13 protein-coding genes are annotated in these 14,319 nt (G+C 57.7%); 1 reads left to right on the top strand and 12 read right to left on the bottom strand.

Annotated elements, in window-relative coordinates:
* Positions 1-18 precede the first annotated feature (18 nt).
* The 6 genes from secG to rlmE form a co-directional block, all read right to left on the bottom strand.
* Positions 19-405 (bottom strand): preprotein translocase subunit SecG, encoded by a 387-nt coding sequence (secG, locus tag ACA069_RS03980; RefSeq protein ID WP_027610782.1) that lies wholly within the window; start codon positions 403-405, stop codon positions 19-21.
* A gap of 4 nt (positions 406-409) precedes the next feature.
* On the bottom strand, positions 410-1,165 hold the full coding sequence (gene tpiA / locus ACA069_RS03975; protein ID WP_497616392.1) for a triose-phosphate isomerase: 756 nt from the start codon (positions 1,163-1,165) through the stop codon (positions 410-412).
* A gap of 65 nt (positions 1,166-1,230) precedes the next feature.
* Positions 1,231-2,568, bottom strand: a complete 1,338-nt coding sequence (gene glmM, locus ACA069_RS03970; protein ID WP_489879262.1) for a phosphoglucosamine mutase — start codon at positions 2,566-2,568, stop codon at positions 1,231-1,233.
* Between the two features lie 16 nt (positions 2,569-2,584).
* Positions 2,585-3,436, bottom strand: coding sequence for a dihydropteroate synthase (gene folP, locus ACA069_RS03965; protein WP_401272057.1), 852 nt, complete (start codon positions 3,434-3,436; stop codon positions 2,585-2,587).
* An 8-nt stretch (positions 3,437-3,444) separates the two neighbouring features.
* On the bottom strand, positions 3,445-5,352 hold the full coding sequence (gene ftsH, locus ACA069_RS03960; protein ID WP_489879283.1) for an ATP-dependent zinc metalloprotease FtsH: 1,908 nt from the start codon (positions 5,350-5,352) through the stop codon (positions 3,445-3,447).
* 202 nt (positions 5,353-5,554) lie between these two features.
* The gene (gene rlmE, locus ACA069_RS03955; RefSeq protein WP_401272055.1) at positions 5,555-6,184 is read right to left on the bottom strand and encodes a 23S rRNA (uridine(2552)-2'-O)-methyltransferase RlmE; all 630 of its coding nucleotides are present in this window, start codon (positions 6,182-6,184) and stop codon (positions 5,555-5,557) included.
* Between the two features lie 101 nt (positions 6,185-6,285).
* Between rlmE and ACA069_RS03950 the strand changes: the two genes are divergently transcribed.
* A complete protein-coding gene (locus tag ACA069_RS03950) occupies positions 6,286-6,594 on the top strand; it encodes a YhbY family RNA-binding protein (protein WP_016771761.1) in 309 nt (102 codons plus the stop codon).
* A 9-nt stretch (positions 6,595-6,603) separates the two neighbouring features.
* Here the strand turns inward: ACA069_RS03950 and ACA069_RS03945 are convergent, their stop codons facing one another.
* The 6 genes from ACA069_RS03945 to dnaJ form a co-directional block, all read right to left on the bottom strand.
* Positions 6,604-7,008 carry an MFS transporter gene (locus tag ACA069_RS03945; RefSeq protein ID WP_489879263.1) on the bottom strand — a complete coding sequence of 135 codons (405 nt, stop codon included), beginning with the start codon at positions 7,006-7,008 and terminating at the stop codon, positions 6,604-6,606.
* Between the two features lie 28 nt (positions 7,009-7,036).
* A complete protein-coding gene (gene greA / locus ACA069_RS03940; RefSeq protein WP_187676712.1) occupies positions 7,037-7,513 on the bottom strand; it encodes a transcription elongation factor GreA in 477 nt (158 codons plus the stop codon).
* The gene (gene carB / locus ACA069_RS03935; protein WP_187676711.1) at positions 7,510-10,731 is read right to left on the bottom strand and encodes a carbamoyl-phosphate synthase large subunit; all 3,222 of its coding nucleotides are present in this window, start codon (positions 10,729-10,731) and stop codon (positions 7,510-7,512) included. The genes greA and carB overlap by 4 nt, the downstream gene beginning before the upstream one ends.
* Positions 10,732-10,857: 126 nt before the next feature.
* Positions 10,858-11,994 carry a glutamine-hydrolyzing carbamoyl-phosphate synthase small subunit gene (carA, locus tag ACA069_RS03930; protein ID WP_187676710.1) on the bottom strand — a complete coding sequence of 379 codons (1,137 nt, stop codon included), beginning with the start codon at positions 11,992-11,994 and terminating at the stop codon, positions 10,858-10,860.
* Positions 11,995-12,251: 257 nt separating this feature from the next.
* Positions 12,252-13,058 (bottom strand): 4-hydroxy-tetrahydrodipicolinate reductase, encoded by an 807-nt coding sequence (gene dapB / locus ACA069_RS03925; RefSeq protein ID WP_497616389.1) that lies wholly within the window; start codon positions 13,056-13,058, stop codon positions 12,252-12,254.
* Positions 13,059-13,067: 9 nt separating this feature from the next.
* Positions 13,068-14,192 (bottom strand): molecular chaperone DnaJ, encoded by a 1,125-nt coding sequence (gene dnaJ / locus ACA069_RS03920; protein ID WP_038357478.1) that lies wholly within the window; start codon positions 14,190-14,192, stop codon positions 13,068-13,070.
* Between the last annotated feature and the right edge of the window lie 127 nt (positions 14,193-14,319).

Raw genomic sequence — 14,319 nt, 5'->3', positions numbered from 1 at the left:
CTACTTTTGAAACCCTTCTTACTTCTGCTCTTGAGCTGGAGGTACGTCAGTCGCTGGAGTAGCCGACTTTTGCTCTTGAAGCACCGGTACATCATCAGAAGCCGGTTGTTGTTGCTTAGGTACTTCCAACACTGCTGGATCTGGCAATCCTGCTTGAGTCAGCTGATGAGCCTTCTCTTTAGCAAAGTAACCTAACCCCAGGCTGGTTATGAAGAAACCGGCGGCAAGTATAGCAGTAAACTTACTAAGAAAGGTAGAGGAACCTTGGCTTCCGAACACAGTATTTGAAGCACCTGCTCCGAAAGACGCACCAGCATCCGCACCTTTACCCTGCTGCAGCAAAACCAGAGCAACTACGCCCAATGCACCCAGCAGATGAAAAACGACTACGACTGTTTCCAGCATTTTTTCAGTTTCCCGCGGCGCGACAGATCGCACCGAACTCATCTGCATTCAGGGAAGCCCCACCAATGAGCCCCCCATCGATATCCGGCATGCCGAACAGTTCGACCGCATTGGCCGCCTTCACGCTGCCGCCGTATAGAAGCCGCACACCTCGTGCGACTTCAGAATTCTCTGCCGCCAACTGCTCACGAATGGCTTTATGCACATCCTGAGCCTGTTGCGGCGTTGCAGTCAGTCCGGTACCAATGGCCCAGACAGGCTCGTAAGCAATGACTGCCTTGGCAAAGGCACCTACACCCAACTCCTCGATGATGCTGCCCAGCTGACGCCCGACAACCTCAAGAGTTTTACCAGCTTCGCGCTGCTCGAGGGTCTCCCCTACGCACAACACCGGGATTAAGCCACATGCCTGTGCCGCTGCGAACTTGCGATTCAGCATTGCGTCTCGCTCGCCCATTATCTGACGGCGTTCGGAATGCCCGACAAGTACCAGGGAACAACCTGCATCCACCAACTGACTCGGCGCAATCTCACCAGTCAACGCACCTTGCATGGATTCCACCGCAGAGTTCTGCGCGCCGACCGTAATCGACTTGCCTTTCAAGCCATCAACCACTTGATTGATATACAAGCAAGGCGGGAATACCGCGACATCAACACCGCTAGGCAAGGCCAGATGACGAAGGCCGTTGATCAGCTCAGCGACGCTGGCGCGGGTACCGTGCATCTTCCAGTTACCAGCTACCATAGGGCGACGCATGCTGTACCTCGTCGGTCAAAGTGGGCGCAGATGTTACCCAACACAATCATGGCTTGCAAGCCGAATCAGGCAGAAACTTCAGTTACCAGTTTTGCCAGTTCTTCGGCGTAACTGCGAACCTGAGCTTCATCCTCGCCTTCGACCATTACGCGCACCAGAGGCTCTGTGCCAGACTTGCGCAAAAGCACACGGCCGCGCCCCGCCATTGCCTGGGTTACACGCGCACTGGCTTCCTTGACAGCCGGATGCTCCAGCGGGCTTTCGCCACCACCAAAACGCACATTGATCAGCACCTGAGGGCACTTGCGCAGTGCTTGCCGGGCTTGCGCCAGACCTTGATTACGCGTCTTGAGCGACATCAGCACCTGCAGTGCAGCGATGATCGCATCGCCAGTCGTGGTGTGATTGAAGCAAACGATGTGCCCCGAGTTCTCACCACCGACCAGCCAATTGCGCTCCAGCAACTCGGCTATCACATAGCGGTCGCCGACATTGGCACGAATAAATGGAATCGAAAGTTCAGCGAGGGCCAATTCCAGACCGAGGTTACTCATCAGAGTACCGACCACGCCACCCTGCAACTTGCCACGCTCATGCAGATCACGCGCAATGATGAACAACAAGTCATCACCATCAACGATTGTGCCAGTGTGATCGACCATCAGAACCCGATCGCCATCGCCATCAAAAGCGATGCCCAGATCAGCGTGCTCAGCCAGGACGGCCGCCTGCAACTGCCCCATATGGGTTGAGCCACAGTTGTCGTTGATGTTCAGACCATTGGGCTGGGCCGACAACACGACAACTTCCGCGCCAAGCTCACGAAAAACGCTTGGGGCAACTTTATAGGTAGCACCGTGGGCGCAGTCGATGACAATCTTGAGACCGGAAAAGTTGGTCCCTGTCGGCACGCTACTCTTGCAGAATTCAATGTAACGACCGGACGCATCGTTGATTCGCGAAACCTTGCCGATCTTGCTCGACTCAACCACGGTCATTGGCGTATCGAGCAACTCCTCAATCATCAGCTCCAGCTCATCCGGCAGCTTGGTGCCTTTACCGGAGAAGAACTTGATGCCGTTATCATCGTGCGGATTGTGCGAAGCGCTTATTACAATTCCGGCCTCAGCCTGGAACGTGCGCGACAGGTAAGCAATCGCCGGCGTCGGCATCGGGCCGAGCAGCATCACATCAGCACCTGCCGATGTCAGGCCAGCCTCAAGGGCCGATTCGAACATGTAGCCGGAGATTCGCGTGTCCTTGCCGACCAGCACCTTGCACGCGCCCATCTTGCGGAACGCCATGCCAGCAGCCCAACCGAGTTTAAGCATGAAGTCAGGAGTAATCGGGTATACCCCGACTCGGCCACGAATGCCGTCAGTACCAAAGTATTTCTTGCTCATAAGTGCTCCATCATTCTTATTCGGCTGATTCGACGGCCGCGATCATTCTCACCACGTCCACCGTCTCCGCTACATCATGGACGCGCAATATACGCGCGCCTTTGACAGATGCCAGTGCCGCGAGTGCCAGACCACCATGCAGACGCTCACCTACCGGGCGATTAAGCGCCTGGCCGATCATGCTCTTGCGTGAAACACCGACCAGCAATGGCCGGCCCAGCGCATGCAGGGCTTCCATATGCTTGAACAAGCTTAGATTGTGCTGCAGGGTTTTGGCGAAGCCAAAGCCCGGATCGAGAACGATCCGGTCTGCGGGGATACCCGCCAGCGCACATTGAGCCATGCGCTCAGCGAGAAACTCACCCACTTCCCGCGTGACATCCTGATACTGCGGATTGTTCTGCATATCACCCGGCTCACCGAGCATATGCATGAGGCAGACCGGCAAACCCGTTGCCGCCGCCGCATCCAGTGCGCCATCGCGCCGGAGCGACCGCACATCGTTGATCAAACCCGCGCCCAGCCGCGCAGTTTCGCGCATCACGGCGGGGGTCGACGTATCTACCGAGATAATTACATCGAGTTCGCGATTGATCAGCTCAACGATTGGCGCCACGCGTTCTAGCTCTTCCAGCGGCGAAACCGCTCGCGCGCCGGGACGAGTGGACTCACCACCCACATCGATCAGCGTCGCACCAGCCGCAACCATAGACTCGGCATGGCGCAAGGCCGCGTCGAGTTGGCTGTAGCGGCCGCCATCGGAGAACGAATCGGGAGTGACATTGAGAATACCCATGACATGCGTCCGGGCCAAATCAAGAACCCGGTTGCCGCAAGGCAACCGGGTCAGGGACTGTACAGAAGTCATTAAAAACCTTAAACGTCAGCAGCCGGACCGCCAATCGGTGTTTCCGGACGCTCATCCTGAACAACCGGAGGCGGCGGCGTACCAGTGCCTCCCGACCAGTCGCGAGGCTCGCGAGGCGGACGACCAGCCATGATGTCGTCGATCTGCTCGGCATCAATCGTTTCGTACTTCATCAGCGCATCAGCCATGGCATCAAGCTTGTCACGGTTGTCCGTGAGGATCTGCTTGGCAGTGCCGTAGCACTGATCAATGATGCTGCGCACTTCGGAGTCGATCAGTTTGGCTGTCTCACCGGAGAAGCTTGCAGCCTGGCCACCGCCGCCGCGACCAAGGAATACTTCACCCTCTTCTTCGGCATACATCAGCGGACCGAGTTTTTCCGACAGGCCCCACTTGGTCACCATGTTCCGCGCAATCTGGCTGGCACGCATGATGTCGTTGGAAGCACCCGTGGTCACACCATCGAAGCCAAGGGTCATTTCCTCAGCAATACGGCCGCCATACAGGGAGCAGATCTGGCTGATCAACGCACGCTTGGACAGGCTGTAGCGATCTTCTTCCGGAAGGAACATGGTCACACCCAACGCACGACCGCGCGGAATGATCGAAACCTTGTAGACCGGATCATGCTCAGGCACAACACGACCAACAATGGCGTGGCCAGCTTCGTGGTAAGCAGTGTTCTGCTTCTCTTTCTCGGACATGACCATCGATTTGCGCTCGGCGCCCATCATGATCTTGTCTTTGGCCAGCTCGAACTCTTTCATCTCGACGATGCGCTTGCCGGCGCGAGCCGCAAACAGCGAGGCTTCGTTGACCAGGTTGGCAAGGTCGGCACCGGAGAAGCCCGGAGTACCGCGAGCGATAACGGCCGGAGCAACGTCGTCGCCCATTGGCACTTTACGCATGTGAACCTTGAGGATCTGTTCGCGACCACGAATATCCGGCAAACCGACCACGACCTGACGGTCGAAACGGCCCGGACGCAGCAATGCAGGGTCGAGTACGTCAGGACGGTTGGTCGCAGCGATTACGATGATGCCGTCATTCATTTCGAAGCCGTCCATCTCAACCAGCAACTGGTTGAGGGTCTGCTCACGCTCGTCGTGCCCACCACCCATACCGGCGCCACGATGACGACCGACGGCGTCGATTTCGTCGATGAAGATGATGCATGGCGCGTGCTTCTTGGCCTGCTCGAACATGTCGCGAACGCGGCTCGCGCCGACACCCACGAACATTTCAACAAAGTCGGAACCGGAGATGGTGAAGAAAGGCACCTTGGCTTCACCGGCAATTGCCTTGGCCAGCAAGGTTTTACCGGTACCCGGAGGGCCCACCATCAGCACACCGCGAGGAATGCGACCGCCCAGACGCTGGAACTTGCCCGGATCACGGAGGAACTCAACCAGCTCACCAACTTCTTCCTTGGCTTCGTCGCAACCGGCAACGTCAGCCAAAGTGGTTTTCACCTGATCTTCGGACAGCAGACGCGCCTTGCTCTTGCCAAAGCTCATCGGCCCGCCCTTGCCACCGGCGCCGCCCTGCATCTGGCGCATAAAGAACATGAACACCGCGATGATCACCAGGATCGGGAAGCTGGCCACCAGAAGCTGGGTCCAGATGCTTTGCTGCTCAGGCTGCTTGCCTTCGACCACAACATGGTTGTCGACCAGGTCGCCGATCAGGCCATTGTCCTGAATCGCCGGACGAATGGTCTTGAAGCTATCGCCATCGTTGCGCTTGCCGGTAATCACATAGCCATCAACCGCTACGCGCTCGACCTTGCCATCCTTGACCTGCTGGATGAAGTCGGAATAGTTGAGGGTCTGCGGCTCGTTAGGGCTGGAGAAGTTGTTCATCACTGTCACCAGGACAGCCGCGATGATCAACCACAGGATCAGATTCTTTGCCATATCGTTCAATTAACTACCCTCTGAAGCAAGCTCCGCTACTGGCGCGCGCTTCGCATGATATTCACCGGCCTAACTTACTACATTACCTACAACTCTGGCAGGCGCCGTCTGTAACCCTTTGTGAAACACTTTCTACACAATATTCGCTTATGCACGCAGGGCAAAATACGAAAAACCTATCACCCCGCACAAAAACCTCGTTTTATTCACTGCGACCGCGGTAGCCCCAAGCCAACATGTATTGCTCGCGGGAACTGCCACGGGAAGAGTCAGGCTTGATCATCTGGATCTTGTCGAATTTCCGACGAGCATCCTTCAGGTAAACATCAAACCCTTCGCCCTGAAAAATCTTGATCACGAAATTTCCACCCGGCTTGAGTATTCGTTCCGCCAGATCAAGCGCCAGCTCGCAAAGAAACATGGCTTTTGGCATGTCCACCTCAGGCGTACCACTCATATTGGGGGCCATATCGGAAATCACAAGGTCAACCTGCGAATTACCCACAGCTTCAAGGATCCGCGCGAGCACTGCGTCTTCGGTGAAGTCACCCTGGATAAAAGTCACGTCCGGAATGCTGTCCATTTCCAGGATGTCCGAAGCGATCAGACGCCCCTGACCACCGATCAGCCGACTGGTAACCTGCGACCAGCCACCGGGCGCAGCCCCGAGGTCGACAACGCTCATGCCAGGGCGGATCAGCTTGTATTTCTCCTGGACTTCCAGAAGCTTGTAACTCGCACGCGAGCGGTAGCCATCCTTCTGCGCCTGCTTCACGTAAGGATCATTGACATGTCTTTTCAGCCAACCAAGGCTTGTCTTGGAACGCGCCATTGGGCACCTCGATGATAAGGGTCGTGATTAATTGGGCGGATCCACGAACCCTCGGGTAAAATGGCCGCCATTTTACAGAATCCAGACGAAAGGGTCAGATTATGCCGCTCACTCCAGAGCAGAAGAAACAGTACAAATCCATTGGCCATCACCTGAAACCGGTTTTGACTGTGGCTGACAACGGTTTGACTGAAGGTGTGCTAGCCGAACTTGAACGCGCCTTGGCGGATCACGAGCTGATCAAAATCAAGCTCAACATCCTCGATCGCGAGTCACGCCTCGCGCACATTGCAGAGCTGTGCAAGGTCGGCAAAGCGGATCTGGTACAGGTCATCGGCAAGATGGCACTGGTTTACCGCAAGAACTTCAGCGCCAACAAGCAACTGTCGAACGTTCATCGCTTCAAGTGATGAAAAGGGTCAAGGGTGTGCTTCGCGCACCCTGCCACTCCATCCCGGCACCGGCTGCATCACCAGCACCAGCCCGGAAAACCCCAGAACCAGATAACTGAACACCTGCCAGCGCTGCGCATCCGGCCAGCCGATTCGTACTGCGATAAACATCGCGCACGCATACAACGCCATCAACAGCACCTGCCCGCGAAAATCCCGCCATAGACTGCCAAGGCCCTCGGCCTGTACCAGCACCAAAGCCTGAAAAATAACGCATGCGGCGGAAAAACCCACCACCAGCACTTCAAATGCACTGGCGACTTCATCGATCAGCAGCGGCGCCAGGCCAATCCTGCCCAACACCGGCTGCAAACCGAAATGAATCAACCAGAGACCACCGACCCACAGCATCTGGGTCAGCTGCCAAAGCATGGCGCCCGCATGCAGCGGGCGCCCGGTTTCAGATGTGACGGACTTCGACAATCTCGTACTCGATAACGCCACTTGGCGTTTTCACGGCAACCACGTCGCCCTCTTCCTTGCCGATCAAGGCGCGGGCCAGAGGCGAACCGACCGAAATCTTGCCGAGTTTGAAGTCAGCCTCATCCTCACCCACGATGTGGTAAGTGACGCTTTCATCCGTCTCGACGTTAGCGATTTCCACGGTAGTACCGAAAATCACTTTGCCGGTGTGAGGAATTGTTGTGACATCAATAACGACCTGATTCTGAATCCGGCCTTCAATGTCACGAATCCGCGCTTCGACCATGCCTTGCTGTTCGCGGGCGGCATGGTATTCAGCGTTTTCCTTCAAATCACCCAACTCGCGGGCCGTACCGATGTCCTGGCTGAGCTTCGGACGGACGACCTTGGTCAGGTGAGCGTGTTCTTCTTCCAGGGCTTTCGCGCCCTGGACGGTCATTGGGTACTTGATCATGCCTTCAATCCTGCGTGTAGATCCTGCAAGCGACGCACGGTCTTTTCCGGACCGAACTTCAGCGCTTCACAGATAGCTTCGCCCGCCGCAATGGTGGTGGTGCAGTAAATCTTGTGCTGCAAGGCATTACGGCGAATGGAGTAAGAGTCAGCGATCGACTGACGACCTTCAGTGGTGTTGATGATCAGCGTGACTTCGTCATTCTTGATCATGTCGACCACGTGCGGACGACCCTCGGTCACCTTGTTCACACGGCGCACTTTCAGGCCTGCAGCTTCGATCAGCTTGGCAGTACCGGCAGTGGCAACCACTTCGAAGCCCAAGTTGATCAGATCACGGGCCACGCCTGCAACCAGCGGTTTGTCATCGTCGCGCACACTGATAAACGCAGTACCGCCGGTCGGCAGCACTTCGCTCGCGCCCATCTGGGCCTTGGCGAATGCTTCACCGAAGGTGTCGCCGACACCCATCACTTCACCGGTCGACTTCATCTCTGGGCCGAGGATCGGGTCAACGCCAGGGAATTTGGCGAACGGGAAGACCGCCTCTTTCACGCTGTAGAAGTTCGGAATGATTTCTTTGGTGAAGCCGATTTCTTTCAGGGTTTTACCGGCCATCACGCGAGCCGCGATCATCGCCAGGGAAACACCGATGCACTTGGAGACAAACGGCACGGTACGCGAAGCGCGCGGGTTGACTTCGATGACGTAGATGTCTTCGCCTTGCAGCGCCAATTGCACGTTCATCAGGCCGACAACACCCAACTCCAGGGCCATTTTCTTGACCTGCTCGCGCATCTCGTCCTGGATATGCAGCGGCAGCGAGTACGGCGGCAGCGAGCACGCGGAGTCACCGGAGTGAACGCCGGCCTGCTCGATGTGCTGCATGATCGCGCCGATCACGACATCAGTACCGTCGCAGACTGCGTCAACGTCCATCTCGATGGCGCAGTTGAGGAAGTGGTCGAGCAGCACAGGGCTGTCGTTCGACACTTTCACCGCATCACGCAAGTAGCGTTTGAGTTCTTCTTCTTCGTAAACGATTTCCATCGCCCGGCCGCCCAGTACGTAGGACGGACGCACGACCAGCGGATAACCGATCTTGCTGGCGGCACGGATCGCTTCGTCCTCGCTACGCACGGTGGCGTTTGGCGGCTGACGCAGGTTCAGACGCTCAACCATTTGCTGGAAGCGCTCACGGTCTTCGGCGCGGTCGATGGCATCAGGGCTGGTGCCGATGATCGGCACACCGGCGGCTTCCAGGGCACGAGCCAGTTTCAGCGGAGTCTGGCCACCGTACTGGACGATCACGCCTTTCGGCTTCTCGACACGAACGATTTCCAGCACGTCTTCCAGGGTTACCGGCTCGAAGTACAGACGGTCAGAAGTGTCGTAGTCAGTGGAAACGGTTTCCGGGTTGCAGTTGACCATGATGGTCTCGTAACCGTCTTCGCGCAGAGCGAGCGCAGCGTGAACGCAGCAGTAGTCGAACTCGATACCCTGACCGATACGGTTTGGACCACCGCCCAGAATCATGATCTTGTCGCGACCGGACGGCGCAGCTTCGCACTCTTCCTCGTAAGTCGAGTACAGGTAAGCGGTATCGGTGGCGAACTCGGCCGCGCAGGTGTCAACGCGCTTGTAGACCGGGAACACATCCAGCTTGTGGCGGTGAGTACGCAGGTTTTTCTCGGTGACGCCCAGCAGCTTGGCCAGACGCTGATCGGAGAAGCCTTTGCGCTTGAGCTTGAACATCAGGTCGCGGTCGATAGCGGACAGACCGAGGGTCTTGACCTTCTCTTCGTCTTTGATCAGATCTTCGATCTGCACCAGGAACCACGGGTCGATCATGTTCATGCCAAAGATTTCTTCGACGGTCATGCCGGCGCGGAAAGCGTCGGCCACGTACCAGATACGCTCGGCGCCCGGCACAGTCAGCTCACGCTTGAGCACGCTCATGCTTTCCGGGTTGCTCAGGTCGAGTTTCTCGTCCAGACCGCAAACGCCCACTTCCAGACCGCGCAGGGCTTTCTGCAGGGATTCCTGGAAAGTACGGCCGATGGCCATGACTTCACCCACCGACTTCATCTGAGTGGTCAGGCGTGCGTCAGCCTTGGCGAACTTCTCGAAGGCGAAGCGCGGCAGCTTGGTGACGACGTAGTCGATGGACGGCTCGAAGGACGCCGGGGTCTTGCCGCCGGTGATGTCGTTCGACAGTTCGTCGAGGGTGTAACCCACAGCCAGTTTGGCCGCGACTTTGGCGATCGGGAAACCGGTGGCTTTCGAAGCCAGCGCCGAGGAACGCGATACGCGCGGGTTCATTTCGATCACGACCATACGGCCAGTGTCAGGGCAGATACCGAACTGCACGTTGGAACCGCCGGTCTCGACGCCGATCTCGCGCAGTACCGCCAGAGAGGCGTTACGCAGGATCTGGTATTCCTTGTCGGTCAGGGTCTGAGCCGGAGCCACGGTGATCGAGTCACCGGTGTGCACGCCCATCGGGTCGAAGTTTTCGATCGAGCAGACGATGATGCAGTTGTCCTTTTTGTCGCGGACAACTTCCATTTCATATTCTTTCCAGCCGATCAGCGATTCGTCGATCAGCAGCTCTTTGGTCGGCGACAAGTCCAGACCACGTGCGCAGATTTCTTCGAACTCTTCGCGGTTGTAAGCGATACCGCCGCCAGTGCCGCCCATGGTAAAGGACGGACGGATGATGCACGGGAAGCCCAGGGTTTCGAGAACCGCGTTGGCTTCTTCCATGCTATGGGCGATACCGGAACGCGGGCACGCCAGGCCGATGGATTTCATCGCCTTGTCGAAACGCGAACGGTCTTCAGCCTTGTCGATGGTGTCGGCGTTGGCGCCGATCATTTCCACGCCGAACTTCTCCAGAACGCCTTCGCGCTCCAGATCCAGGGCGCAGTTAAGAGCGGTCTGGCCGCCCATGGTAGGCAGCACGGCATCCGGACGTTCTTTTTCGATGATCTTGGCAACAGTCTGCCACTTGATCGGCTCGATGTACGTGGCGTCAGCCATGTCCGGGTCGGTCATGATGGTGGCCGGGTTGGAGTTCACCAGGATGACGCGATAACCCTCTTCGCGCAGGGCTTTGCAAGCCTGGGCGCCGGAGTAGTCGAATTCGCAGGCCTGGCCGATAACGATCGGGCCAGCGCCGAGAATCAGGATGCTTTTAATGTCTGTACGTTTTGGCATGGGTTTGTCACTCAAATCCGCAGGTCAGTCGGCAAGCCGTCTTGATCGATTTCTGAAGTCTCGAAGGGGCCGCCGGGTTCGGGGCCGCCCTCGAGGGGCTTCTCTCTACAGTCTCAAGGCGAACGCTTAGCGTCGCTTGGCCATCTCGTTGATGAAGCGGTCGAACAGTGGCGCTACATCGTTCGGGCCCGGGCTCGCTTCAGGGTGGCCCTGGAAGCTGAACGCGCTCTTGTCGGTGCGCTCGATGCCTTGCAGGGTGCCGTCGAACAGCGATTTGTGGATCGCCCGAACGTTGGCTGGCAAGGTCGCTTCGTCTACCGCGAAACCGTGGTTCTGGCTGGTGATCATCACGACGCCAGTGTCCAGATCCTGCACCGGGTGGTTGGCACCGTGGTGGCCGTGACCCATTTTCAGGGTCTTGGCACCGGAAGCCAGAGCCAGCAGTTGGTGGCCGAGGCAGATGCCGAATACCGGAATTTCGGTTTCCAGCACGTCCTTGATCGCCTGGATCGCGTAGTCGCACGGCTCCGGATCACCAGGACCGTTGGACAGGAACACGCCATCCGGCTTCAGTGCCAGCACGTCAGCAGCCGGAGTTTGTGCCGGCACGACGGTCACGCGGCAGCCGCGCTCGACCAGCATGCGCAGGATGTTGACCTTGACGCCGTAGTCGAAGGCAACCACGTGGTATGGCAGCTCGGAAGCTTCGATGGTCGCGTGGCTGTCGGTTTTCAGATCCCAGACAGTCGAACGCCATTCGTATTGCTTCTTGGTGCTGACGACTTTCGCCAGATCCATGCCTTTCAGGCCCGGGAAGCCTTGGGCAGCGGCAATCGCAGCTTCTTCGGAGATGTTGTCACCGGCCATGATGCAGCCGTTCTGTGCGCCTTTCTCACGCAGGATGCGGGTCAGGCGACGGGTGTCGATACCGGCGATTGCCACAACATTGTTGGCTTTCAGGTAGTCAGACAGGGACATCGTGTTACGCCAGTTGCTCGCTACCAGAGGCAGGTCACGGATGACCAGGCCAGCGGACCAGACGCGGTCGGACTCGGCGTCTTCCGGCGTGGTGCCGGTGTTGCCGATGTGCGGGTAAGTCAGGGTAACGATCTGTTGGGCGTAGGAAGGATCGGTAAGGATTTCCTGATAGCCGGTCATTGCGGTGTTGAACACCACCTCACCAACGGTTTGACCGTCGGCTCCAATGGCTTCGCCGCGAAAAATGCTGCCATCAGCAAGGGCAAGTATGGCTGGCTTAGTCAAGAAGACCTCCCGTAAATAACGCATGAAAGGGCGATCGCAGGTTGTAAAAAAGCGGAGTGACGTATGGACACGTCACCCCGCTTCTTCACTGAATTATTCTGCGCGCTTTTAGTGGACACACTAAAGCTGTAGCTTACAGAAAAAGGCTTTTTTGGTCCACCGCTAAAGAGCCTTAAAGGCCGGAGAATGCGACAGGAAGTCGCTCAGCGGAGAAAAACCAGCGCAAACAGGGCGTTTGCGCCGGATTCGATAACGGCTCAACGCAGGTCGAGCACATCCTGCATGTCATAAAGACCCGGCTCACGACTCTCCAGCCACAAGGCTGCACGTACCGCGCCCTTGGCGAAGGTCATGCGACTGGAAGCCTTATGAGTGATCTCCAGGCGCTCGCCTTCGCAGGCAAACAGCACAGTGTGATCACCGACGACATCACCACCACGAACAGTGGCAAAACCGATGGTTTCACGCTCGCGCACACCGGTATGACCTTCACGACCGTAGACGGCAACTTTCTGCAAGTCACGATCCAGCGCACTGGCAATGACCTCGCCCATGCGCAACGCGGTCCCCGACGGCGCATCGATCTTGTGTCGGTGATGCGCTTCGATGATTTCGATGTCCGCCTCATCACCCAACACGCGTGCCGCCATGTCGAGCAACTTCAGCGACAGATTGACGCCAACACTGAAGTTGGCGGCGAACACGATTGGAATATCCTTGCCCGCCTCGACCAGCAACTGCTTCTGCGCAGCATCCAGACCCGTAGTGCCGATGACCATGGCCTTGCCCGCCTTACGGCAGAACGCCAGGTTCTTCAGCATCACTTCCGGAAGCGTGAAGTCGATCAACACATCAAACTCATCAGCGACCGCTTCCACATGACCGGACAGCGGCACACCAATTCGCCCCAGCGAAGCCAACTCACCGGCATCCACCCCGATCAGCGTGCTGCCAGGACGGACGACAGCGGCAGTCAAACCGGTCAGAGGCGCGCGCTGCTGCACGGCCTCAACCAGAATCTTACCCATGCGCCCGGCGGCGCCCATCACTGCAATACGTCGCATGCCGACTCCTTACAAATCGCCGAAGAAGCGCTTCACACCGTCGAACCAACCGGTGGTTTTCGGGGAATGGCTGTTGTCGTCCGCCAAAGAACTGCGGAACTCTTCCAGCAATTCGCGCTGACGACGGTTCAGGTTGACCGGGGTCTCGACCGCTACACGGCACATCAGATCGCCCGCACCACCGCCACGCACCGGCGCCACGCCTTTGCCGCGCACGCGGAACTGCTTGCCGGTCTGAGTGCCTTCAGGGATTTTCAGCTTGACGCGACCGTCGAGGGTCGGGATTTCCAGCTCGCCACCCAGCGCCGCGTCAACGAAGCTGATCGGCACTTCGCAGAACAGATGCTTGCCGTCACGCTGAAAGATGTCGTGTTCGCGGACGTTGATGACCACGTACAGATCGCCAGTCGGGCCGCCTTGAGTACCCGCCTCGCCTTCGCCGGACAAGCGAATGCGGTCGCCAGTATCGACGCCGGCCGGCACTTTGACCGACAGGGTTTTGTACTCTTCGACGCGGCCGTCACCGTGACAGGAATCGCACGGATCGGAAATGATCTTGCCCTGGCCGTGGCAGCGCGGGCAGGTCTGCTGCACCGAGAAGAAGCCTTGCTGCATGCGCACCTGACCGATGCCACCGCACGTCGGGCACGTCGAAGGCGACGAGCCTTTTTTGGCGCCCGAGCCATCACATGGTTTGCAATTGACCAGCGTCGGCACACGGATATTCACGCTCGTGCCGCGCACGGCCTCTTCCAGATTCAGCTCCAGGGTGTAGCGCAAGTCGCTGCCACGCTGAGCGCCGCCACGGGAACCGCCGCGACCGCCACCAAAGAAATCACTGAAGACATCACCAAAGATGTCAGAGAAGTTCTGACCGCCGAAACCTGCACCGCCACCACCCATGCTCGGGTCGACACCGGCATGACCGTACTGGTCGTAAGCTGCACGCTTGCTGGAATCGGACAGCACTTCATAGGCCTCGTTGGCCTCTTTGAACAGTTCTTCCGATGCTTTGTCATCGGGATTACGGTCCGGGTGATGCTTCATCGCCAGACGACGATAGGCCTTCTTCAGATCCGCATCGCTTGAGCCACGCTCAACACCCAACACTTCGTAATAGTCACGCTTTGCCATAAGTCTTTGCACTCTTGAGGACGTCCGGCAAACCCCTCCTGAGGATCGCCAAACTCGCTGAGCCCCAATACAGGCCCGGACCCAACTCACGTCAATTCAACGATCCTGGTCTTTGATTCATGCGGTA

It is taken from the genome of Pseudomonas sp. LBUM1652, assembly GCF_059716105.1.
The sequence above is the reverse complement of the archived record's forward strand: the minus strand, read 5'-3'. Positions and strand labels throughout refer to the sequence as shown.